General features: G+C 63.3%; 20 protein-coding genes. 6 read left to right on the top strand and 14 right to left on the bottom strand.

Features of this window, described 5'->3' with window-relative positions:
• Nucleotides 1-5 precede the first annotated feature (5 nt).
• From LOY54_RS05210 to zwf, 4 genes are all read right to left on the bottom strand, one after another.
• Nucleotides 6-737, bottom strand: a complete 732-nt coding sequence (locus LOY54_RS05210) for a monalysin family beta-barrel pore-forming toxin (protein WP_258609618.1) — start codon at nucleotides 735-737, stop codon at nucleotides 6-8.
• Nucleotides 738-911: 174 nt separating this feature from the next.
• Nucleotides 912-1,586 (bottom strand): bifunctional 4-hydroxy-2-oxoglutarate aldolase/2-dehydro-3-deoxy-phosphogluconate aldolase, encoded by a 675-nt coding sequence (locus LOY54_RS05205; RefSeq protein ID WP_258609616.1) that lies wholly within the window; start codon nucleotides 1,584-1,586, stop codon nucleotides 912-914.
• A gap of 17 nt (nucleotides 1,587-1,603) precedes the next feature.
• Nucleotides 1,604-2,317: a 6-phosphogluconolactonase gene (gene pgl, locus LOY54_RS05200; RefSeq protein WP_258609614.1), complete on the bottom strand. Its 714-nt coding sequence runs from the start codon at nucleotides 2,315-2,317 to the stop codon at nucleotides 1,604-1,606.
• Nucleotides 2,304-3,773, bottom strand: a complete 1,470-nt coding sequence (gene zwf, locus LOY54_RS05195; RefSeq protein WP_258609612.1) for a glucose-6-phosphate dehydrogenase — start codon at nucleotides 3,771-3,773, stop codon at nucleotides 2,304-2,306. The genes pgl and zwf overlap by 14 nt, the downstream gene beginning before the upstream one ends.
• Before the next feature lie 213 nt (nucleotides 3,774-3,986).
• Between zwf and hexR the strand changes: the two genes are divergently transcribed.
• The gene (gene hexR / locus LOY54_RS05190; protein ID WP_176794343.1) at nucleotides 3,987-4,847 is read left to right on the top strand and encodes a DNA-binding transcriptional regulator HexR; all 861 of its coding nucleotides are present in this window, start codon (nucleotides 3,987-3,989) and stop codon (nucleotides 4,845-4,847) included.
• On the opposite strand, the gene LOY54_RS05185 is transcribed toward hexR, so the two are convergent.
• The 10 genes from LOY54_RS05185 to edd all read right to left on the bottom strand — a co-directional run bounded on the left by LOY54_RS05185 (nucleotide 4,840) and on the right by edd (nucleotide 16,593).
• Complete coding sequence (locus tag LOY54_RS05185; protein ID WP_045196451.1) at nucleotides 4,840-5,694, bottom strand: D-hexose-6-phosphate mutarotase; 855 nt, start codon at nucleotides 5,692-5,694, stop codon at nucleotides 4,840-4,842. The genes hexR and LOY54_RS05185 overlap by 8 nt on opposite strands.
• A gap of 143 nt (nucleotides 5,695-5,837) precedes the next feature.
• Entirely contained in the window at nucleotides 5,838-7,184 is a 1,347-nt protein-coding gene (locus LOY54_RS05180) for a carbohydrate porin (protein ID WP_093387055.1), read from the bottom strand.
• Nucleotides 7,185-7,238: 54 nt separating this feature from the next.
• The gene (locus LOY54_RS05175; protein ID WP_258609609.1) at nucleotides 7,239-8,393 is read right to left on the bottom strand and encodes an ABC transporter ATP-binding protein; all 1,155 of its coding nucleotides are present in this window, start codon (nucleotides 8,391-8,393) and stop codon (nucleotides 7,239-7,241) included.
• Between the two features lie 5 nt (nucleotides 8,394-8,398).
• On the bottom strand, nucleotides 8,399-9,244 hold the full coding sequence (locus LOY54_RS05170) for a carbohydrate ABC transporter permease (RefSeq protein ID WP_045196445.1): 846 nt from the start codon (nucleotides 9,242-9,244) through the stop codon (nucleotides 8,399-8,401).
• On the bottom strand, nucleotides 9,237-10,145 hold the full coding sequence (locus LOY54_RS05165) for a carbohydrate ABC transporter permease (protein ID WP_045196443.1): 909 nt from the start codon (nucleotides 10,143-10,145) through the stop codon (nucleotides 9,237-9,239). The genes LOY54_RS05170 and LOY54_RS05165 overlap by 8 nt, the downstream gene beginning before the upstream one ends.
• Before the next feature lie 89 nt (nucleotides 10,146-10,234).
• Complete coding sequence (locus tag LOY54_RS05160) at nucleotides 10,235-11,494, bottom strand: ABC transporter substrate-binding protein (RefSeq protein ID WP_258609607.1); 1,260 nt, start codon at nucleotides 11,492-11,494, stop codon at nucleotides 10,235-10,237.
• A gap of 145 nt (nucleotides 11,495-11,639) precedes the next feature.
• Nucleotides 11,640-13,097 carry an ATP-binding protein gene (locus LOY54_RS05155; protein WP_309475660.1) on the bottom strand — a complete coding sequence of 486 codons (1,458 nt, stop codon included), beginning with the start codon at nucleotides 13,095-13,097 and terminating at the stop codon, nucleotides 11,640-11,642.
• Nucleotides 13,078-13,776, bottom strand: a complete 699-nt coding sequence (locus LOY54_RS05150) for a response regulator (RefSeq protein ID WP_045196602.1) — start codon at nucleotides 13,774-13,776, stop codon at nucleotides 13,078-13,080. The genes LOY54_RS05155 and LOY54_RS05150 overlap by 20 nt, the downstream gene beginning before the upstream one ends.
• A 40-nt stretch (nucleotides 13,777-13,816) precedes the next feature.
• Nucleotides 13,817-14,770, bottom strand: a complete 954-nt coding sequence (locus tag LOY54_RS05145) for a glucokinase (RefSeq protein WP_093387076.1) — start codon at nucleotides 14,768-14,770, stop codon at nucleotides 13,817-13,819.
• Entirely contained in the window at nucleotides 14,767-16,593 is a 1,827-nt protein-coding gene (edd, locus tag LOY54_RS05140) for a phosphogluconate dehydratase (protein ID WP_045196435.1), read from the bottom strand. The genes LOY54_RS05145 and edd overlap by 4 nt, the downstream gene beginning before the upstream one ends.
• A 269-nt stretch (nucleotides 16,594-16,862) precedes the next feature.
• Between edd and gap the strand changes: the two genes are divergently transcribed.
• The 5 genes from gap to LOY54_RS05115 all read left to right on the top strand — a co-directional run bounded on the left by gap (nucleotide 16,863) and on the right by LOY54_RS05115 (nucleotide 22,979).
• Nucleotides 16,863-17,864 (top strand): type I glyceraldehyde-3-phosphate dehydrogenase, encoded by a 1,002-nt coding sequence (gap, locus tag LOY54_RS05135; protein WP_045196433.1) that lies wholly within the window; start codon nucleotides 16,863-16,865, stop codon nucleotides 17,862-17,864.
• Between the two features lie 84 nt (nucleotides 17,865-17,948).
• A complete protein-coding gene (locus tag LOY54_RS05130; protein ID WP_093387092.1) occupies nucleotides 17,949-18,461 on the top strand; it encodes an RNA polymerase sigma factor in 513 nt (170 codons plus the stop codon).
• A gap of 93 nt (nucleotides 18,462-18,554) precedes the next feature.
• Nucleotides 18,555-19,517 (top strand): FecR domain-containing protein, encoded by a 963-nt coding sequence (locus LOY54_RS05125; protein WP_093387096.1) that lies wholly within the window; start codon nucleotides 18,555-18,557, stop codon nucleotides 19,515-19,517.
• A 119-nt stretch (nucleotides 19,518-19,636) separates the two neighbouring features.
• Complete coding sequence (locus LOY54_RS05120; RefSeq protein WP_258609605.1) at nucleotides 19,637-22,231, top strand: TonB-dependent receptor; 2,595 nt, start codon at nucleotides 19,637-19,639, stop codon at nucleotides 22,229-22,231.
• Nucleotides 22,232-22,364: 133 nt separating this feature from the next.
• Nucleotides 22,365-22,979 (top strand): biliverdin-producing heme oxygenase, encoded by a 615-nt coding sequence (locus LOY54_RS05115; RefSeq protein ID WP_093387105.1) that lies wholly within the window; start codon nucleotides 22,365-22,367, stop codon nucleotides 22,977-22,979.
• Nucleotides 22,980-23,038: the final 59 nt, after the last annotated feature.

The raw sequence follows: 23,038 nt of genomic DNA, 5'->3' as shown, positions 1-23,038 counted from the left end.
GTTGATCAGTAGCGTTTTCGTGGATCCACAAGAGCGTCCATATCAAAACTCCAGGCGCGGGCATCGCCAGCCGTGGAGTAGTTATCGAGCAGTATCAGTTTGAACAGGTCGTCTCTGGACAGAGGTGGCTGCGCGCCTTGCACCTGCTCGCGAGCACAAAGCCGACTGGTTGCCACCGAAGAAAGCAGTATCAGGTCGTTTTTCCCACCCGTGCTCACAACGCACGCATGATTGGAGCTGAACAGGCCACCGATAGTGTCAGCAGCAGCGAATACGCGATGGGCATAGACCAGTGCTACCTGATAAACCAAATAGGTCGTACTACCCGGGACGAGTAACGATTGTTTGTGCGGCCGTGCAGGTGCCCAGGCCTGCTCGGAATCCATCCCGGTTTGAAGGTTGGAAAACGCATTGACTTGGTCAATCGCCGGCGCCACAGAACAGTCTTTTGCCGTGCCCTTGAAGAACCAAAGGTGGTGCCCCTGAGCAGCGCTGACTTCTATGTTCTGATCGCCAGTAGCCTGTATCACTCGCGTATCAACATAGGCCAGATAGGCAAAAACCGGCCGGCTGATGGTCGGCCATTTACGCCCTTTGAAGCTGACTTCGCCGTAGATTGATTGCCCGCTCACCCAGCAGCCTCGATTGAAATTTCGATCGCCAATCAGATAGCGTTCAATTTCGTACGACCCGCTCTTGAGCGGGAAGCCGATGGCTTCATGTACTTCTTCTTGCATAACGCACCTCAGTTAAAAGTCGTGCAGCCTCTTAACCGTACGGCGCGGTCGACAATCGCGACAGCCGGACGCCCTTCCCTACAACGCCAGCAGCATCGAAATATCACCGGCAAAAAAAAAAGGTGCGCCGACCAAGCGCACCTCAAAGCCGTGTAGCACACAACGAATTCGGTTTCAGTCCAGCAGTGCCAGGGCCTCGGCGCTGCAGGCCTGGATACGGGCCCAGTCGTGATTCTTGATCCAGCTGCTGTCAAGCATCCAGGTACCGCCCACGCACATCACATTGGCCAGGGCCATGTACTGTTTCACATTGCCCGGGTTGACCCCGCCGGTGGGGCAGAAACGCACGTCGCCGAACGGCCCGCCATAGGCCTTGATCGCCGCTACACCGCCGCTGATTTCGGCCGGAAACAGCTTGAAACGCCGGTAGCCGAGGGCATAGCCCATCATGATTTCCGACGGCGTGCTGATACCTGGCAACAGCGGGATGTCGCTGTCGACGCCGGCCTCGAGCAAATCCTGGGTGATGCCCGGGGTGACCACGAACTGCGCGCCGGCCGCTTGCACGGCGGCAAACATCTTGCGGTCCAGGACCGTGCCCGCGCCGATGCACAACTCGGGGCGCTGCTCGCGCAGGACCTGGATGGCCTTGAGGCCATGGGAGGAGCGCAGGGTCACTTCCAGGGTCTTGATACCACCGGCCGCCAGGGCGTCGGCCAGGGGCAGGATGTCTTCTTCGCGGGCGATGGTGATCACCGGCAGAATGCGCGCCTGGGTGCAGATCTGATCGATCCGGGCAATCTTGTCGGCCATGGAAGCTCCCGGCTGTTTCAGTTCATGCGTGGTCATAACGGCGGATCCTTGGCTCATGGGCACCAGTAAATATCCAGAGGGTCTTGTAAGAAGGCACGAATCGGCATCTCGGCCAGGTCATTGCCCACCAGTGCGGCGCGCAGGGTAGCGAGTTTGCCCGCGCCTTGCACCGACAAGGCGGTAAAACCGGCGCTCGCCAGCAGCGCGCAGGTCATGCTCAGGCGTTGATGCGGCACACTCGGCGCCAGCATCGGCAGACAACGGCGGGCGCTGTTCGGATCGAGACCTTCGGCAAGGTTCGGGCTGTTGGGGAACAGCGAGGCGGTATGGCCATCGTCGCCCATGCCCAGTACCAGAACGTCGATCCCTGGCAGTTCGGCCAGGGCCTGGTCGGCTTCCAATGCGGCCGCTTCAAGGTTCGCAGCAGCATTGTAGAGATTGAGGAAACGCGCCTTGGCAGCAGGGCCGGTCAACAGGTGGCGCTTGAGCAGGCCAGCATTGCTGTCGGCATGCTCCACTGGCACCCAGCGTTCATCAGCAAGTGTCACCAGTACCTTCGACCAGTCCAGCGGCTGCTTGAGCAGTGCGGCGAAGAACGCCACCGGGCTGCGGCCGCCGGAGACGACCAAGGTAGCCTGGCCCTTGTCGGCAATCGCCGCATTCAGGCGAGCAGCCACATCCTTGGCCAAGCCTTCGGCCAACAGCGCAGGGGCAGTGAATTCATGTGCCGCGACGTTTGCCGGCAGTTGCAGTTCAGATATCGCCATACCAGGACCTCCCATCGCGGGTAATCAGTGCAATCGAGCTCATCGGCCCCCAGGAACCGGCGGCATAGGGCTTGGGCGCGTCGCCCGACTGCTTCCAGCCGGCGATCAGCTGATCGCACCACTTCCACGCGTATTCGATTTCGTCTTTGCGCACAAACAGGTTCTGATTGCCGCGCATCACTTCCAGCAACAATCGCTCGTAGGCATCGGGGATCCGCGCGCTACGCCAGGTGTCGGAAAAATTCAGCTGCAAGGGCCCGCTACGCAGCTGCATGCCTTTGTCCAGGCCCTGCTCCTTGGTCATCACCCGCAGCGAGATGCCTTCATCCGGCTGCAGGCGGATGATCAGCTTGTTGCCGATCTGTAAGCGCTGTTCCGGGGCGAAGATGTAGTGCGGGGTTTCCTTGAAGTGGATGACGATCTGCGACAGCTTTTGCGGCATGCGCTTGCCGGTGCGCAAGTAGAAGGGCACCCCCGCCCAGCGCCAGTTGCGGATATCGGCACGCAGGGCGACGAAGGTTTCGGTGTCGCTCTGGGCGTTGGCGTTGTCTTCTTCCAGGTAGCCGGGCACCGGCTTGCCTTCGCTGTAGCCGGCAATGTACTGGCCGCGCACCACCTGGGTGCTCAGGCCCTCGCCCTTGATCGGCGCCAGGGCCTTGAGCACCTTGACCTTCTCGTCGCGGATGCTGTCGGCAGAGAGGTCACTGGGCGGGTCCATGGCAATCAGGCAAAGCAGCTGCAGCAGGTGATTCTGGATCATGTCGCGCAATTGCCCGGCCTTGTCGAAATAGCCCCAGCGCCCTTCGATGCCGACCTTTTCGGCAACGGTGATCTCCACGTGGGAGATCGAGTTCTGGTTCCACTGGGTTTCGAACAGGCTGTTGGCAAAGCGCAGGGCAATCAGGTTCTGCACCGTCTCCTTGCCCAGGTAATGGTCGATGCGGTAAACGCGGTTTTCCGGGAAGTACTGGGCCACGGCGTCGTTGACCCGCCGTGAAGACTCCAGGTCATGGCCGATGGGCTTTTCCAGCACTACCCGGGTACGGGCGCTGAGGCCGGCTTTGTCGAGGTTCTCGCAGATGCCGCCATACACCGCCGCGGGGGTTGCAAAATAGGCGATCAGTTGGCTGTCGTTACCAACCTGTTCAGCCAGCGCCTGGTAGTCCTCGGCTTTGAGGAAATCCACGTGCAAGTAGGTCAGCCGCGCGAGAAAGCGCTGCAGTACCGGCCCCTCGACCTGCCCGGCAGGCACGAACTCCTGCAGGTGCACCTCGATCGACGCCAGGTGCTCAGCGACACTGCCCGGCTCGCGAGCCAGGGCCAGCACCCGGGTATCGGCGTGCAGCAGGCCGGCCCGGTCGAGCTGGTAGAGCGCCGGGAACAGCTTGCGCAAGGCCAGGTCGCCAAGGGCGCCAAACAGGGCAAAGGTGCAGGGTTCAACGCTGATCGAAGCCATGATGTTGGTTCTTTTATCAAGTTGACGTAGAAATACCGTTTTCAATCGCAGTTTTCAAGGAATAATGTAGTAAAAACCACAACATTTTACCCAGTGGACAGATTCAAGTGGTGTGCCATCCATGCCATCAGTACGATAGGCCACCGTGTCAAAAGCCCGCTGCTGTCGCCAGCCGGCTGTCTCAACGACCCAAGGAAAACACCCATGGACCGCGTGCGAAACCTCCTGGAGCAGATCCAGGGCCGCCTCGAAGAGCTGAACAAGGCTGAGCGCAAAGTCGCCGAAGTCATCCTGCTCAACCCCCAGCAAGCCACCCGCTTCAGCATCGCCGCCCTGGCCCAGGCCGCCAAGGTCAGCGAGCCGACGGTCAACCGCTTCTGCCGCTCGTTCGGCGTCAGCGGTTACCCCGAGCTCAAGCTGCAACTGGCGCAGAGCCTGGCCAGTGGCGCCGCCTATGTCAGCCGGGCGGTAGAGGCCGATGATGATCCGGCCTCCTACACCCAAAAGATCTTCGGCAGCGCCATCGCCTCGTTGGACAGTGCCTGCCAGCAACTTGATCCACAGCTGGTCAGCCGCGCCGTCGACATGCTGATCCAGGCCCGGCAGATTCACTTCTTTGGCCTCGGCGCCTCGGCGCCGGTGGCGCTGGATGCCCAGCACAAATTCTTCCGTTTCAACCTGGCAGTGTCGGCCCATGCCGATGTGCTGATGCAACGCATGCTGGCCTCGGTGGCCCACACCGGCGAGCTGTTCGTGATCATCTCCTACACCGGGCGCACCCGCGAGCTGGTCGAAGTCGCGCGCCTGGCCCGGGAAAACGGCGCCTCGGTACTCGGCTTAACGGCCGCCGACTCGCCACTGGCCAAGGCCAGCAGCCTGAGCCTGAACATCCCGCTGCCCGAAGACACCGACATCTATATGCCGATGACTTCGCGGATCATCCAGCTGACCGTGCTCGACGTGCTGGCCACCGGCATGACCCTGCGCCGCGGCGTCGACTTCCAGCCGCACCTGCGCAAGATCAAGGAAAGTCTCAACGCCAGCCGCTACCCGATCGACGACGAACTCAACTGAGCAAGTGCGCCTGCAGCCGCAGGTGTGCTTGCTCACCCGGCGCCAGGCTCAGGCTGTCACTGCTGCCGCTGGCCGCCTCGACACAGACGAAGCCCAGGGTTTCGCTGCCACTGACGCCCATCAACGGCCGGCTGCCGGGGTGCCAGACCACGGTGTCCTCGCTGTCACCGGTATCGATGCACAACTGGCGCTGCCAGGCCGGGTCGTGCAACTGCAGGGTCGCCGCATTGGGGAATACCCGCTGGCAACCGCCATGGACCTTCAAGGCGCCCTTCTGCCGACAGGCCTGACGGTTCAAACGGTCGTAACCCTCAATGTTTTCTAGCCCAGACAGCGCTATCTCGGAAACGTCACTAATACGCCAATAGGCCAGCAGAGCATGACTCAACTGACAAGGCTGGCTGTCCTGGTGTTCAGTACTGAGCTGCAGCTCCATGCGCTTGCCCAGTTTGGCCAGCAGGTCGACCTGCCAGTCGCACAGCTGCAGGCGCCATTTGAGGGTCACGCCGTCTGCGTCTTCACTGCTGTCGATCAGCTTCCAGTCGAGCAGGCGCGCCCAACCGTGGGCCGGCCACATGTCTTCGCTGGGATGGCGACCGTACCAGGGCCAGCACACCGGCACGCCGCCGCGGATGGCGCCGACTTGCGGCCACTGCGCCGCACACCACAGCCAGGGGCGCTCGCCCTGGGGCTGGAAGTGCAATAACTGCGCGCCCTGACGACTGAATACTGCCTGGCATTGCGGGTGATCGATGATCAGCACGTCGCGCTGCTGGTAACGCTCCCACTCAAAGGTCGGCCTGGGCCTCTGTGAGGTGAAAAAGCGTTGTAGCGGGTGCTCTGGCATGGCGGGGAACTCTTGTTGTTAGTGAGGGCCTCATCGCGGGTCAAGCCCGCTCCCACAGGTTCTGCGCAATCCATGTGGGAGCTGGCTTGCCAGCGATCGACCGCACAGCGGTCGCAATATGCGTAAATTTACAACATATCGCCTCAGAACGACGACTGAATCTTCAACCCGGCGACCAGCGCGTTATCCACCTCATCCACCCCGCCCGGGCTCTTGATGTACTGCAGGTTCGGCCGCACGGTCAGCCAGTTGGTAACGTGGAAGCCGTAGTACAGCTCGGCGTTATACTCAGTCTTCTGGATCGGCACGAAATCGGCGTCGTTGTAATCCGCGATACCGCTCTGCTGGTTGAGCAGTTTTGCCCTGTCCTGCACATCATCGTTGACGTGGATGCGCGCCACGCCAAAGCCGATGTCATCCTTGGGCCGGCCATCGAAAGCGCCCTTGTAGACCATGCCCACCTGCTGATAGTTGTCGACCACGTTGGTGGCCTTGTCGTGCACGGTGAAGTTGGCGAACAGGCTCAGGCCGCGGTTAGCATCACCGTTGTGCGTAGTGACCTGCTGTTGGGCCACCACCCACCAGCCATGCTTGCTCGAATGCGACTTGAAGGCGGCGCCGGTCAATGCCTGGGGCTGGCCATTGAGGTCTTCATAGACGTCATCGGCCTTGGCCGTGCTGTAGTAGTAACCCAGGCGATACTCGCCCGGCAGGCCGTTGACCTGCGGCGACCAGACCAGCTCCACCGGCAGGATCATGCCCTTGGTGCCGCTGCCGCTGAGCTTGAAGCCATTGCCGGTCTCAAGGTTGGAGGGGTTCTGCTCATACACGCCGACCTGGGCGAAGAACTCCGGGGTGATGTTGTACTTGACCCGCATGGCCCACTGGCTGACCGGCCAGTTGTACCAGATGCCGCCAACCCAGTTACCCACCTGCGAGCCGCAGAACGCCAGGTTCTGGAAGTCGCAGGGGAAGCTGTTGAAATCCTCGCCTTCACCGAAACGGCCGACCTTGATATCCAGGGCGCCATCGAAATATTTCTGTTTGACCCACATCTGCGTCAGGCGCCAGGTCTGGCCACGGCCCCAGACTTCCTGCACCGAACTGAACTGGCCGGCACGCGGGTCGCTGATGCGGTCGTTGGACAGGTTGCGCCCGCTACGCTCGGTGATCGCCAGCTTGAACTCGGCATCGTGCCAGCCGAAGATCTTCTCCAGGTCCAGATGCGCACCGAGCGCGAACTGGTCGCTGTAACGGGCAGTCTTGTCGTCGTTGTAGCCACCATTGAGGTTACCGGCCACCTCGCCGACGTAATCGAGGGTGAAGTCGTAACCCTTCTCCAGCAATTCGGTGCGGGTACCGCCCCAGTCGCCGCTCATCCATTTCGACTCCGGGGCAAAGGCGCCGGCCGCCTGCGCCCCGCAACTGACGCCCAGGGCCGCCAGCAGGGTCAGCGGCGCCAGCGGCTTGATACGCTTGAAGTGATCCATCCCTTGTTTCCTCGTTTTATTGTTCTCGATGGGGTTCTACGCTCTATAACGAATTCAGCGGCCCTTGAATTGGGCGACATTGTCCTGACTTGCCTGCGCGGGTGCGGCAACACCCAGGCGCTCACCCGTGGCGGCATCGAACAGCAGCACCCGCGCCGGGTCGAACTGCAGGTTGAGGGTGTCGCCGACCTGGGTTGGCACATCCGGGGCCAGGCGGCAGCAGACTTTGGTCTGGTTGAGCGTGACGAACACCAGCAGGTCCGGCCCGGTGGGCTCGGTGATCTGCACTTCGGCACGAATGCTCGGCAAGCCGTTGGCCTGGGCCGGGGCCAGGGCGATCTGTTCGGGACGAATGCCGAGAATCACTTCACGCTCCTCCAGGCCCGCGACATTGAACCCCAAGGGTAGCTCGCAACGCGCCTGGCCACTGTCGAGCAGGGCCAGCAGGCGCCCGTCCTTGCGCTGCAGGCGCAGGGGAATGAAATTCATCGGTGGCGAGCCGATGAAGCTTGCGACGAACAGGTTGGCCGGGTCGTTGTAAATCTGCTGCGGGGTGCCGAACTGCTGGATCAGCCCGTCTTTCATCACCGCCACCTTGTCGCCCAGGGTCATGGCCTCGATCTGGTCGTGGGTGACGTACACCGTGGTGGTCTTCAGGCGCTGGTGCATCAGCTTGATTTCGGTGCGCATCTCCACCCGCAGCTTGGCGTCGAGGTTGGACAGCGGCTCGTCGAACAGGTAGATCTTCGGCCGCCGCGCCAGCGCCCGGCCCATGGCCACGCGCTGCTGCTGGCCGCCGGACAGTTGCCCGGGCTTGCGTGTCAGCAGGTGCTCGATCTGCAGCAGCTTGGCCACCCGCGCCACTTCTTCATCGATGGCGGCGGCGGGCATCTTGCGCATCTTCAGGCCGAAGGCGATGTTGTCGCGCACGTTCATGGTCGGGTACAGCGCGTAAGACTGAAACACCATGGCGATGTCGCGGTCCTTGGGGCTCATGCCACTGATGTCGGCATCATCCACCAGGATCGCCCCGCCGCTGATCTGTTCAAGGCCGGCGATGCAGTTCATCAGGGTCGACTTGCCGCAGCCGGACGGCCCGACCAGGATCAGGAACTCGCCGGAGTCGATCGACAGCTCGATGTTCTTCAGGGTGTCCGGCATGCCGCCGCCGTAGCTCTTGTTGACGTTGCGCAGTTCAAGCGTTGCCATTGTGTTTACCCCTTGACCGCGCCGGCCGTGAGCCCGCGCAGGAAATACTTGCCAGCCAGCACATAGACCAACAGGGTCGGTAACCCGGCGATCATCGCCGCCGCCATGTCGACGTTGTATTCCTTGACCCCGGTGCTGGTGTTGACCAGGTTGTTCAGGGCCACGGTGATCGGTTGCGCATCGCCGCTGGCGAACACCACGCCGAAGAGAAAGTCGTTCCAGATCTGGGTGAACTGCCAGATCAGGCAGACCATGATGATCGGCACCGACATCGGCAGCAGGATGCGCCCGAAAATGGTGAAAAACCCCGCGCCATCGAGCCGCGCCGCGCGCACCAGCGCCTCGGGTACGCTGCAGTAGTAGTTGCGGAAAAACAGCGTGGTAAAGGCCAGCCCGTAGACGATATGCACCAGCACCAGGCCGCTGGTGGTGCTGGCCAGGCCCAGCTTGCCGAGGGTGAACGAGGCCGGCAGCAGCACGGTCTGGAACGGCAGGAAGCAGCCGAACAACAGCAACCCGAAGAACAGCTGCGAGCCCCGGAAGCGCCACATCGACAGCACGTAACCGTTCAACGCGCCGAGCAGGGTCGAGATCACCACCGCCGGCACGGTGATCTTCACCGAGTTCCAGAAGTAGCCGCCGACCGTGTCCCAGGCCTTGATCCAGCCGATGCCGGTGATTACCTCGGGCCAGCTCAGCAGGTTGCCGGTACGGATGTCCTCCGGCGACTTGAAGCTGGTCAGCAGCATCACGACCAGCGGGATCAGGTACAGCGCGCAGGCCAGGATCAGGGTCGAGTAAATCGCCAGGCGGCTGAAACTCAACGAGCGGGGAGCGAGGGACCTAGTCATGGCGCTTGTTCCTCAGTTCCGAATACAGGTAAGGCACCAGGATCGACAGGATCGCGCCGAGCATCAGGATCGCGCTGGCCGAGCCCATGCCCATCTGCCCGCGGCTGAAGGTGAAGGAGTACATAAACATTGCCGGCAGGTCCGAGGCATAGCCCGGGCCGCCTGCGGTCATCGCCGCGACCAGGTCGAAGCTCTTGATGGCGATGTGCGCAAGGATCATCAACGCGCTGAAAAACACCGGGCGCAAACTCGGTAAAACGATACGCAGGTAGATGCTCGGCAGGCTCGCGCCATCGACCTGCGCGGCGCGGATGATCGATTGATCGACGCCGCGCAGGCCGGCCAGGAACAGCGCCATGACAAAGCCCGAGGCCTGCCACACGGCGGCGATCACCAGGCAGTAGACGACCCGGTCGGGGTCCACCAGCCAGTCCAGGCGAAAGCCTTCCCAGCCCCAGTCGCGAAGCATCTTGTCCAGGCCCAGGCCGGGGTTGAGCAGCCACTTCCAGGCGGTGCCGGTGACGATCATCGACAGCGCCATGGGGTACAGGTAAATGGTGCGAATGAAGCCTTCGCGGCGGATGCGCTGGTCGAGCAGCACCGCCAGCAGCACGCCGATCACCAGGCTGATGGCGATGAACATGCCGCCGAACAGCAGCAGGTTCTTGCTCGCCACCCACCAGCGGTCGTTCTCCATCAGCCGTGCGTACTGCGCAAGGCCCACCCATTTGTAGCTGGGCATGAAGCTTGAGTTGGTGAAGGACAGGACGAAGGTCCAGAGGATGTAGCCGTAAAAGCCCACCAGGACGATCAGCATGCTTGGCGCCAGCACCAGTTTCGGTAACCAGCGCTGCAGGGCGTCCAGGGGTGAGGCCTTGTTGAGTGTGGCAACAGTGCTCATCAGGATATCTCGTGTGGAGGCAATCGCGGGTATTGTGGGAGCGGGCTTGCCCCGCGAAGGGCCCGAAAGGCCGCCCCCACATCAGCCCATCACTTGGCTGACTTGATCGCCGAACTCAGCTGCTTGACCGCTGTCGCCGGGTCGGCTTTGGGGTCGTTGAAGAAGTTGGTGACGACATCGAAGATCGCCCCCTGCACCGCCAGCGAGGTCGCCATGTTGTGGGCCATGCTCGGTTGCAGGCCGTCGCCTTTTTCCGCTTCCTTGAAGTCCACCGCCGACTTTTGCGTACAGGCGTCGAACTGGCTCATGTCCATGTCCTGGCGTACCGGCAGGGAGCCCTTGTTCTGGTTGAACACGGTCTGGAACTGCGGCTCCAGGGCGACCTTGGCCAGGTCGTTCTGAGCCTTGATGTCGTCCTCGTTCTTGAGCTTGAACATCGCCAGTGAGTCGATGTTGTAGGCAAAGCTGCCCTGGGTACCGGGGAAGGCCACGCACTGGTAGTCCTTGCCCGCCACCTTGCCGGCGGCGGTCCACTCGCTCTTGGCCCAGTCGCCCATGATCTGCATGCCGGCCTTGCCGTTGATGACCTCGGCGGCGGCAATGTTCCAGTCACGCCCGGCGCGGTTGGGGTCCATGTAGGTGCCCAGGCGTTGCAGGGTCTTGAATACCTCCACCATCTTCTCGCCGGTCAGGGTGCCTTCATCCAGTTCGACAAAGGCTTGGTGATAACCCTGGGGCCCGAGAATGCTCAGCACCAGGTCTTCGAAGACCGTGCTGTCCTGCCACGGCTGGCCGCCATGGGCCAGCGGGATGAAACCGGCCGCCTTGAGCTTGTCGGCGGCAACGAACAGTTCATCGAGAGTGGTCGGCACCTTGGCCCCGGCCTTGTCGAACACCTGCGGATTGATCCACAGCCAGTTGACCCGGTGAATGTTCACCGGCACCGCCACATAGTGGCCGTCGTACTGCATGATCTGCGCGACTTTCTTCGGCAACAGGACATCCCAGTTGTTGGCCTTGGCGACATCGTCGAGTTCTGTAAGCAGGCCCAGCGCGCCCCACTCCTGGATGTCCGGCCCCTTGATCTGGGCGGCGCCCGGCGGGTTGCCGGCCACGGCGCGGCTTTTCAATACGGTCATGGCCGCGGCGCCACCGCCACCGGCGACGGCGTTGTCCTTCCAGGTGAAACCGTCTTTCTCGACTTGTTCCTTAAGGGTTTTCACCGCTGCGGCTTCACCACCGGAAGTCCACCAATGGGTGACTTCAACGGTACCGTTGGCGGCAATTGCACTGAGGGGCAACAAGGAGGCGAGGGAAATGACAGCGGCGAGGCGATTGATCGCATTCATCGAGAGAAACCTTTTCTTGTTGTTATGCAGGTGCAAGTCGTGGTGCTTGCGCTTGCATCGGAGTCTAACCAGCGGCACGGGGGCTGCAGGTAACGAAGGGATGCGCGAATGTCACCAGTTGGTGACATTCGCCTGAATGAGGGTGTCAGTCATTGCTGCGCGGCAGGCTCAAGGTCACCCGCAGGCCCCCTTCACGCAGGTTGCGCAGGCTCACCTCGCCGCCGTGGCTGTGGGCGATGTTGCGCGCAATACCCAGGCCCAGGCCATAGCCCTGCTGCTGCCCGGCCAGGCGAAAGTGCGGCTCGAACACCTGCTCCTGACGCTGCTCGGGCACGCCCGGGCCTTCGTCATCGACCTGCAGGACGAAGCCGCTGTCGCTGTCGATGATGCGCAGGTGGGCGCGCTCGCCGTACTTCAAGGCGTTGTCGATCAGGTTGCCGATGCAGCGTTTGAGCGCCAGCGGCTTGCCCGGATACGGCGCCAGGGCTCGGCCTTCGAGGGTGATCTGGCCACTGCCCAGGTACGGCTCGACCAGGCATTCGAGCACCTGATTGAGGTCGATTCGCTCGATGTTTTCGTGGATGTCGGTGTCCTTCACGCACTGCAGCGCGCCCTTGACCAGCATCTCCAGCTCATCGAGGTCGCGGCCGAACTTGGCCTGCAACTGCTCGTCATCGAGCAGCTCGACCCGCAAGCGCAAGCGCGTGATCGGTGTGCGCAGGTCGTGGGAGATGGCGCTGAACAACTGGCTGCGCTCGGTCAGGTAGCGGCTGATGCGTTCGCGCATGGCGTTGAAGGCGCGGCCCACCTCCTCCACTTCGCTGCCGCCGCCTTCGGTCACCGGCTCGACGTCAGCACCCAGCGACATCTCCCGTGCAGCCAGGGCCAGGCGCTTGAGCGGGCGGCTCTGCCAGTGCACCAGCAGGCCGATGAACAGCAGCAGGAATGAACTGGTGAGGACGATGAACCACAGCTGCTGGTTGGGCAGGCCCTGCTCTTCGAGGCTGGTATAGGGCTCGGGCAACAGCGATGCGATGTACAGCCATTCGTCTTCGGCGAGGTGGATCTGGGTCACCAGCACTGGCGGGTTGATCGGCTCCAGGGTCAGCGCATAGTGGGCCCAGGAGCGCGGCAGCTCATCGAGTTTCAGGCCGCTGTTGAAGATTCGCAGGTCTTGCGGGCTGACGAACTGGATGGAAATTTCCAGCTGCGCACCCAGGCGCTGGTGCAGCACCTCGCCGACGGCATCGATCACCGCGGCCTTGCGCGGCGTGGTGGGCAGTACCTGCATGTCCAGGGGTTTATCGTTGAGGGACACGACGAAACGGGTGCCGCCCATGCTGCGCAATTGGTCGAGCACCATCGGCCGGTACGCGACCGGCAGCGAACGAAAATAGCTGACGCTGGCACTCATCGAATGGGCCAGGCTACGGGCGCTGGCAACCAGGCCTTGCATCTGGCTGGCGCGCAGTTGCGACAGCCAGATCAGGCTCGAGAGCGCTTGCGCCAGCAGCACTACCAGCAAGGTCAACAGCAGCATGCGCCCCAGCAGCGAGCGCGGCAGCGGCAGGCGCCAGCGCCCGTCAGTGCGCAGGCGCAACATTGGCCGCCAGCAAGTAACCACTGCCGCGCACGGTACGAATCAAGCGTGGCGGCTTTTCGGTGTCACGCAGGCGTTGGCGCAGGCGGCTGACCGCCATGTCGACGATGCGGTCCAGCGGCATCGGCTCGCGGCCACGGGTGGCGTTGCCAATGGTGTCGCGGTCGAGGATCTGTTGCGGGTGATCGAGGAACAGCTTGAGCAAGGCAAAATCGGCGCCGGACAGAATCACCTCTTCACCGTCGCGGTGGAACAGCCGGTGGCTGATGGTATCCAGGCGCCAGTCATCGAAGGCCAGCACGTCACCGCCACTGCGCTCCTGGCCAAAACCGGCACGGCGCAGCAACGCCTTGATCCGCGCCTGCAGTTCGCGCGGGCTGAAGGGTTTGCCCAGGTAATCATCGGCGCCCAGTTCCAGGCCGATAACCCGGTCGGCTTCGTCGGAGCTGGCAGTGAGCATGATGATCGGCACCTGCGCCAGGCGCGGATGCTGGCGCACCCAGCGACACAGGCTGAAGCCATCTTCGTCGGGCAGCATCACGTCGAGGATCACCAGGTCGCAGTCGCTGGCGTCCAGGGCCTGGCGAAAGCCACGGCCGTCGGCCACCGCCTGGACGCTGAAACCGGCGCGGCTCAGGTAGGCCTGCAGCAGTTCACGGATGTCCTGGTCGTCGTCGACCATCAGTATCGACTTGCTCACGAATCACTCCTTGCTCCACCGCTCAACCGGCTTGTTGCAGCGCCACGCCAGCCCCGAGCAAGCCGGAGAATTCGGCGGTCACCAACCATACCGGGACATCCTTGAAGTAGCCACTCATGCAGCCCTTGTCGGCAAAACTGGCGGCAAAGCCGCTGGCCAGGAACAGCTCGGCAAAGCGCGGAATGATGCCGCCGACGATAAACACCCCGCCTCGCGCGCCAAGAGTCAGCACGTTGTTGCCCGCCACCCGGCCAAGGAACCGGCAGAACTGCTCGATCACCGCCAGGGCAACCGGCTCGCCGGCCAGCGCCGCGTCGGTGATCGCCGCCGGGCTCTGCAATGGCGCAGGCTGGCCATCGAGGGCGCAGATGGCCTGGTACAAGCGCAGCAGGCCGCCGCCGCTGAGCACGGTCTCGGCGCTGACATGGCCGATTTCGTTGGCGATCTGCTGATGTATCTGCGCTTCGCGGGCATTACCCACCGGCAGGTCGACATGCCCGCCCTCGCCCGGCAGCGCCATCCAGCGCTCATCACCCAGGCTCAGCAAAGTGCCGACGCCAAGGCCGGTGCCCGGGCCGATCACCAGCGCCGGGCGGCCTGGATCCGGCGCGCCTTGGCAGACACTGCGGTACTCGCCCGCCTGCAGGCGGGTCATGCCCAGGGCCATGGCAGTGAAATCGTTGATCAGCAGCAAGCGCTCGACCTGCAAGGTGTTGCAGAACGCCTCGCGGCTGAGGCGCCAGTGGTTGTTGGTAAAGCGAAACTCGTCGCCATCGACCGGCCCGGCCACCGCCAGGCACACTGCGCCCAGCTCGCCGCGGGCCAGGCCCTGGGCGGCCAGATAAGCGCCGATGGCCTGTTCCGGGCTGGTGTAGTCGGCCGTGGCAAAGACCTGCACGGCGTGCATGCGGTTGTCTTCCCAAAGGGCAAAGCGTGCATTGGTGCCGCCGATATCGCCGACCAGTGCGCGCTTCATTTGAGCGTCTCCAGCGCCGACGTGAAGGCGCTGGCGCCCTTCTCGGCCGGGCTCAGGGCGGTGCGCAGGAAGCCGAACAGCTCACGGCCGCAACCCAGGTCGTTGCCGGTCGGCGCGGCGGGCAGTTGACGATCGGCCAGCTCTGCTGCACTGAGCTTCACCGTCAGGGTGCCGGCGACGCCGTCGACGCGGACGATATCGCCGTCACGCAAGCGCGCCAGCGGGCCGCCGTCGAAGGCTTCGGGGCAGACGTGAATGGCTGCGGGGATTTTCCCCGAAGCACCGGACATGCGCCCGTCAGTTACCAGCGCGACCTTGAAACCACGGTCCTGCAGCACGCCGAGGAACGGGGTCATCTTGTGCAGCTCGGGCATGCCGTTGCAGCGCGGCCCCTGGAAGCGCATCACAGCGACGAAGTCACGCTCAAGCTGGCCGGCCTGGAAGGCATCAGCCAGCGCCTGCTGGTCATGGAACACCAGTGCCGGGGCTTCGACCACCTGGTGCTCGGCGGCGACGGCAGACACCTTCATCACCCCGCGACCGAGGTTGCCTTCCATCACCCGCAGACCGCCTTCGGGCGAGAACGCCCGCGCCACCGGGCGCAGGATCGCCTCGTCGAGGCTGGCCTGCGGGCCTTCGCGCCAGACCAGTTTGCCGGCCTCAAGGAACGGCTCCCGGGTGTAGCGGCGCAGGCCGTGGCCAGCGACGGTGTTGACGTCTTCGTGGAGCAAGCCGGCATCGAGCAGCTCGCGAATCAGGAAGGCCATGCCGCCGGCAGCCTGGAAGTGGTTGATATCGGCCTTGCCGTTCGGATAGACGTGGGACAGGGTCGGCACCACTTCCGAAAGCTGCGCCATGTCCTGCCAGGTCAACTGGATGCCGGCGGCCTGGGCAATCGCCGGCATGTGCAGGGTGTGGTTGGTCGAGCCGCCGGTGGCGTGCAGGGCCACGATGGAGTTGACCAGGGATTTCTCGTCGACGATCTCGCCCAGCGGCATGAAGCTGCCACTGGCCTTGGTCATGCGCGTGACTTGCTGCGCAGCCTCGACAGTGAGGGCATCGCGCAGCGGCGTGTAGGGGTTGACGAAGGAGGCGCCCGGCAGGTGCAGGCCCATCACTTCCATCAACAGCTGGTTGGTGTTGGCGGTGCCGTAGAAGGTGCAGGTGCCGGGGCTGTGGTAGGACTTCATCTCCGATTCCAGCAGCTCTTCGCGGCTGGCCTTGCCTTCGGCGTAGCGCTGGCGCACATCGGCTTTCTCCTTGTTGGAGATGCCCGACGGCATCGGCCCACCGGGGACGAATACGGTCGGCAGGTGGCCGAAACGCAGCGCGCCCATCAGCAGGCCGGGGACGATCTTGTCGCAGATACCGAGCATCAGCGCCGCGTCGAACATGTTGTGCGACAGGGCAATGGCAGTGGACATGGCGATCACTTCGCGGCTGGCGATGCCCAGCTCCATGCCCGGCTCACCCTGGGTGACGCCGTCGCACATGGCCGGCACGCCGCCGGCGAACTGGCCGACCGAGCCAATTTCGCGCAGCGCCTGCTTGATCTGTTCGGGGTAATGCTCGTAAGGCTGGTGCGCCGAGAGCATGTCGTTGTAGGCGGAGACGATGGCGACGTTGGCCGCGTTCATCATCCGCAGGCTGTCTTTGTCCTGGCTGCCACAACCGGCGACACCGTGAGCGAAGTTGGCGCATTGCAGCTTGGCGCGCATCGGCCCGTCGCTGGCGGCCCCGCGAATCAGCTCAAGGTAGCGTTCACGGGTGGGGCGACTGCGGGCGATCAGCCGTTGGGTGACCTCAAGAATGCGCGGATGCATGTACTGGACTCCAGGCTATCGGTGGTTGCGACCTCTGCGGCGGTTTCCCTTATCAACGATCGCGGCCTAGGCTCAAGGGCAGGGGCGATGCGTTGCGGGAGGGACGGCTTGGCCGATCGCTCGTTGTAGATTAAATAAAATATTGCCAGCAAAAAGGCTTGTTTTCTATTTTTTTACGAATAATCTTGTAATTCCAACAACAAAATCAGATGCAGTGAAGCAAAACTTCAATTGCCACGGGCTTCACCCGGTCTGCCAGAGGTAGCTCCATGACCCTTCGTATCGCAATCAATGGCTTTGGCCGCATCGGCCGCAACATCCTTCGCGCACTCTATACCCAAGGCTACCGTCAGGACCTGCAGGTCGTCGCCATCAACGACCTGGGCGACAGCGCGATCAATGCCCATCTGCTCAAATACGACAGCGTCCACGGCAGCTTTGCTGCCACGGTTGAATCCGATCACGAGAGTATTACTGTCAACGGCGATCGCATTGCCGTCAGCGCCATCCGCAACCCGGCGGAATTGCCGTGGAAAGCCGAAGCCATCGATGTGGTGTTCGAATGCACCGGGTTATTCACCGAACGCGCCAAGGCCGCCGCCCATCTTACTGCCGGGGCCGGCAAAGTCATTATCTCGGCGCCGGCCAAGGGCGCGGATGCCACCGTGGTGTACGGGGTCAACCATGACATCCTGCGCCCTTCGCACCAGATCATCTCCAGCGCTTCGTGCACCACCAACTGCCTGGCGCCGCTGGCCCAGGTGCTGCACCGCGAGTTCGGCATCGAGCAGGGGCTGATGACCACCATCCACGCCTATACCAACGACCAGAGCCTCACTGACGTTTACCACAGCGACCCGTACCGCGCCCGTGCGGCAACCCAGTCGATGATCCCGAGCAAGACCGGCGCCGCCGAAGCCGTGGGCCTGGTGCTGCCGGAACTTGCCGGCAAGCTCACCGGCATGGCCGTGCGGGTGCCGGTGATCAACGTGTCGCTGGTCGACCTGACCGTCAATCTTGAGCGCGAGGCCACGGCCGAGGCCGTCAACGCGCTGTTCAAGGAGGCCAGCCGGCACTCCAAGGTATTGGGCTACAACAGCCTGCCGCTGGTGTCCTGCGACTTCAACCACAACCCGCTGTCGTCGATTTTCGACGCCAACCACACCCGCGCCAACGGGCGCATGCTCAAGGTACTGGCCTGGTACGACAACGAATGGGGCTTCTCCAACCGCATGCTGGATAACTGCCTGGCACTGTGCAACGCCCGCTAGGATCACAACCTCGCAGGAGGCAGTACTTGACCAAAGCGTTGATGATAAGCATTATCATTCGCCACACCATGGTCGGGTACCGCTGTGAGTCAGTCCCAGTTCAACGTCGTTTTCCTCGCCCAGCGGGTCAGCCTGCTGCGCACCCTGCAGCGCATGGTGGATAACCCCAGCACTGCCGAAGACCTGTTGCAGGAGACTTACCTGCGGGTTACCCGTGCCCTTGGCGAACGCCCCATCGAGCACCTGGAACCCTTCGTTTTCCAGACTGCGCGCAACCTCGCCCTTGATCACTTGCGCGCGCGCCGGGCGCAGTCGCGCAACCTGGTCGAGGACGTGCCCGAGCAAATTCTGCACAACGTCGCCGCGCCCAGCAGCAGCGCCGAAGACGCCGCCCACGCCGAACAACTGCTCAAGCGCCTGAGCGTCAGCCTCGCCCAGTTGACCGAGCGCCAGCAACGCATCTTCATCCTCAGCCGCCTGCACGGCGCCAGTTACCTGGAAATCGCCGAACAGTTGAAAGTCTCGGCAAGCACGGTTCAGAAGGAACTGAAACTGATCATGGCCATCTGTGTAGGGGTAGCCGACCGGCTGAAGTAAACAGCCCGTCGTGGATCGCAGCTAAAACCTTGCCATCCCCATGGATACCCCGGATCATTCGCAAAAAGCGCCAGCCCCGCCAAGGACCCACCCGTGACCGACAGTCCCCCTCCTCGCCCCGCGCCGCCTGGCCAAGCTGCCAGTGACCAGGCCATGGACCAGGCCCTGGACTGGCTGATCCGCCTGCAATGTGCCAGCGCCGAAGACACCCAGGCCTTCGAAGCCTGGCTCGAGGCTGACCCGGCCAATGCCCGCGCCTATGTCGAGGCCGAGGCCATCTGGAACGGCGCGCCCTTGCGCCAGGCAGCCGGGCAACTGCACCAGGTGCAGCGTCGCAGCTTGCGCTCACGCATCCGCCCGCACTACAAGCCCCTGGCCGCAGCCGCTGTGCTGCTGGTGGGGATTTTCACCGTCGGCAACCTGCCAGTGCGCCTGCAGGCCGATCACCTGACCGTGGTCGGTGAACGCCAGCGCTTGCAACTGGACGACGGCTCCAAGGTGTTGCTCAACACCAATTCGGCCTTTGCCAGCGACCTGCGCGACAACCGCCAGGTTGCCCGGCTGCTGCAGGGCGAGGCCTATTTCGAGATTCCCGCTGGCGCCCAGCCGCCCCTGGAGCTGCAAGCCGGGCCGCTGCGCGCTAGTGTGCGCGACACCGACTTTGCCGTGCGCTACCTCAACGGCGAAGCCCAGGTGCGGGTGCAACGCGGCGATGTCGACCTGCAGGCCAGCAGCGACCAGCGCATTCGCCTGTCGGCGGGCGACAGCATCAGCGTCGGGCCCAATGGCTTTGGCCAGCGCGGGCGTCTGGATGCGCAAAAAGACCTGGCCTGGGTCCAGGGCCGGCTGGTGTTCGAGAACTGCCCGCTGAACCAGGTACTGGCCGAATTGCGCCGCTACTACCCGGGGTGGATCATCAACGGCAACGAACAGCTGGCGAACGTCGCGGTCACCGGCAACTACCGCCTCGACCAGCCGCTGGAAACCCTGCGCGCCCTGGCCCACATCACCTCGGCGCAGTTGCATGAGTACCCGGCGCTGGTGATTCTCAACTGAGGCAAAAGTTTTTTTACGCGATCCCTGACGCTGTTACGTCTCGTTATAGCTAATGCAACTGATTCTTATTTTTGAATCAGCCAGCACCTATAACATTTGCGCGACAGGGAGCGCTTTCGATGTCCACTGGTTTCACTCGTCGATCTTCAGCCACTTCACGTACCCCCGGCCTGCAGCGTTGCACGCTCTCCCTGTTGACCCTGGCCATGCTCGCCAGCGGCGCCTGCAGCCTGCCGGCGCTGGCCGCTGAGCCGGCCCAGGCCAGTGCCCCGCGCATGGGCGACTACCGCTTTGCCATCAGCCAACAGCCGCTGGTGTCAGCGCTCAATGCCTTTACCTCGGTCACCGGCTGGCAAGTGGGCTTCTCTGCCGAACTGGCCGAAGGCGTCGCCTCGCCGGGCGTGCATGGCTCACTGAAGCCTGAGGCCGCCCTGCAGCGCCTGCTGGCCGGCACCGGCCTGAGCTACCGAACCTTGAGCAGCGCCAACGTGGTGATCGAACGCAGCGCCGGCAAGGCCATCGCCCTACAGCAGATCACCGTCAGCGCCACCCGCAGCGCCCAGGACGTCAGCCAGGTGCCGAGCACCGTCAGCGTGCAGACCCGCGAGCAGCTCGACCGCCAGAACGTCAACAACATCAAGGAACTGGTGCGTTACGAGCCTGGCGTTTCGGTCAGCGGCACCGGCCAGCGCAGCGGCCTGAACGGCTACAACATCCGCGGTATCGACGGCGAGCGGGTGCTGACTCAGATCGACGGCGTGTCGATCCCCGACAGCTTCTTCTTCGGCCCCTACGCCCAGACCCAGCGCAACTACGTCGACCCTGAAATCGTCAAGCGCGTGGAGATCCTCCGTGGCCCGGCCTCGGTGCTGTACGGCAGCAACGCCATTGGCGGCGCGGTCAGCTACTTCACCCTCGACCCCGACGACATCATCAAGCCCGGCCAGGACGTCGGCGCACGCCTGAAGACCGGCTACAGCTCGGCAGATGAGAGCTGGCTGAACTCGGCCACCGTTGCCGGCCGCCAGGGCGAGTTCGACAGCCTGCTGCACCTGAGCCAGCGCAACGGCCATGAAACCGAGTCCTACAGCAGCCACGGTGGCACCGGCCTGGCGCGCACCGCCGCCAACCCGGAAGATGTGCGCACCACCAACATCCTCGCCAAGGCCGGCTGGAACTACGCCGACGACGCACGCCTGGCCTTCACCTATGAAAACTACAAGGACGACCGCGACCTCAAACAAAAAAGCGCCGTGGGCGGGCCGTTCATTCCTGGCTTCGGCGCGATGAATTCGTACCGCGACCGCACCGGCAACGACACCGTGACCCGCGAGCGCTTCGGCATCAACCACGAATTCGCACTCGGTAGCGTGCTGGCCGATAACATGAAGTGGAGCCTGAACTACCAGATCGGCAAGACCGACCAGCGTACCGAAGAGCTCTACTTCGCCTCCGGCCGCCAGGTGTTCCGTGACCGCCAGACCACCTACAAGGACCGCCAGTGGGTGTTCGACGCCCAGCTGGACAAGGCCTTCAGCATCGGCGCCACCGAGCACCTGCTGACCTACGGCACCACCCTCAAGCACCAGAAGGTCACCGGCTCGCGCAGCGGCACTGGCACCTGCCTGAACGTCGGCGGCGCCTGCCGCTTCATCGGCCAGATCAGCGCCAGTGACAGCCAGGCACTGGTCAGCGACTTCCCTGACCCGACCGTCAACACCTACAGCCTGTTCGCCCAGGATGAAATCCGCTGGAACCAGTGGACCTTCCTGCCGGGCGCGCGCTACGACTACACCGAACTCAAGCCGCACATGACCGACGAGTTCCTGCGTGGGGTTGGCGCCAGCCCTACCGACCCGGTTGATGACGAGGCGAAGAAATGGCATCGGGTTTCGCCCAAGTTCGGCCTGACCTACGCCTTCAACGACAACTACACCTGGTATGGCCAGTACGCCGAAGGCTTCCGCACGCCGACCGCCAAGGCGCTGTATGGCCGCTTCGAAAACCCAGGCCTGGGCTACAGCGTGCGCGGCAACTCCAACCTCGAACCGGAAAAGAGCAAGAGCTACGAGACCGGCCTGCGCGGTAACTTCGAAGCGGGTAACTTCGATGTCGCGGTGTTCTACAACAAGTACCGCGACTTCATCAACGAAGACGCCGTGCAGGGTAGCAACCTCGGCCAGACCTTCGAAGCCAACAACATCAAGCACGCCACCATCAAGGGTGCCGAGTTCAAGGGCCGCCTGAACCTCGACGCCTTCGGTGCGCCGCATGGCCTCTACACCCAGGGCTCGCTGGCCTACGCCCATGGCCGCAACGACGACACCGGCCAGCCGCTCAACAGCGTCAACCCGCTGACCGCGGTGATGGGCCTGGGTTACGAGCAAGCGCAATACGGCGCGCTGCTGAGCTGGACCCTGGTCAAGCGCAAGGATCGCGTCGACGACACCACCTTCTTCGCCCCCGACGGCACCAGCAAGCAGTTCCGCACCCCGGGTTACGGCGTACTCGATTTGACCGGGTTCTACAAAGTCACCGAAGACATCACCGTCAACGCCGGCCTCTACAACCTGACCGACAAGAAGTACTGGCAGTGGGATGACGTGCGCGGCTACGACGGCCTCGGTGAAGCGGCAGTGACCGCCCCCGCCAACCTCGACCGCCTGACCATGCCGGGCCGTAATTTCGCCATCAACCTGGTCTGGGACATCTGACCGCGAACCTGTGGGAGCGGGCTAGACCCGCGATGGGCTGCAAATGCAGCCCCCCACAGGTGAGGTTTTTTTACTGTCCCGCGTCTTCTCATTCGTCTAGTCATCAGGCACGCCCATTTCGCAAGGAATCACCATGACCGCCGCTACCACCGCCGAACGCGCCAGCCTGCGTTCGCAACGCTTGAACCAGCTGACCCACGCCCCGCACACCGAGCTGGACGCCCTGGTCAAATCCCACGCGCCGTTCGAAACCCGCGAGAGCTTCGCCCGCTTCGTGGTTGCCCAGTACCTGTTCCAGTCCGAGCTCAAGGCGCTGTACACCGACCCGGCGCTGATCGCCATCGTCCCTGACCTCGCCGCACGCTGCCGCGCCGAACAGGCCGGCCTGGACCTGGCTGACCTGAATACCGAGATCCCCGCCGACTTCGCCGGCGCCCTGCAAAACCCCAGCCTGGGTGAAGCCATGGGCTGGATCTTCGTCTCCGAAGGCTCCAAGCTCGGCGCCGCCTTCCTGATCAAGCGTGCCGTCGGCCTGGGCTTGTCGGACAGCTTCGGTGCCCGTCACCTGGGCGAGCCGGCCGGTGGCCGCGCTGAAGGCTGGAAGCAGTTCACACGCATCCTCGACGGCCTGGAACTGAGCGCCGAAGAAGAAGCCAAGGCCGAGCAAGGCGCCGTGGCCGCCTTCGAGCGTTTCACCGAACTGCTCAAACACGCTTACGCAACTGCGCCTAAAGCCGAACTGGCCTGATGCGCCGTACCCGGTTACCCTCGTGGTAACCGGGCCTTGCCCGTGCACACCGACAAGCC

The sequence above is a fragment of the Pseudomonas sp. B21-032 genome (assembly GCF_024748965.1).
Classification (GTDB): Bacteria; Pseudomonadota; Gammaproteobacteria; order Pseudomonadales; family Pseudomonadaceae; genus Aquipseudomonas.
Note: the sequence above shows the minus strand (reverse complement) of the source record. Positions and strands in the feature narration are given on the sequence as shown.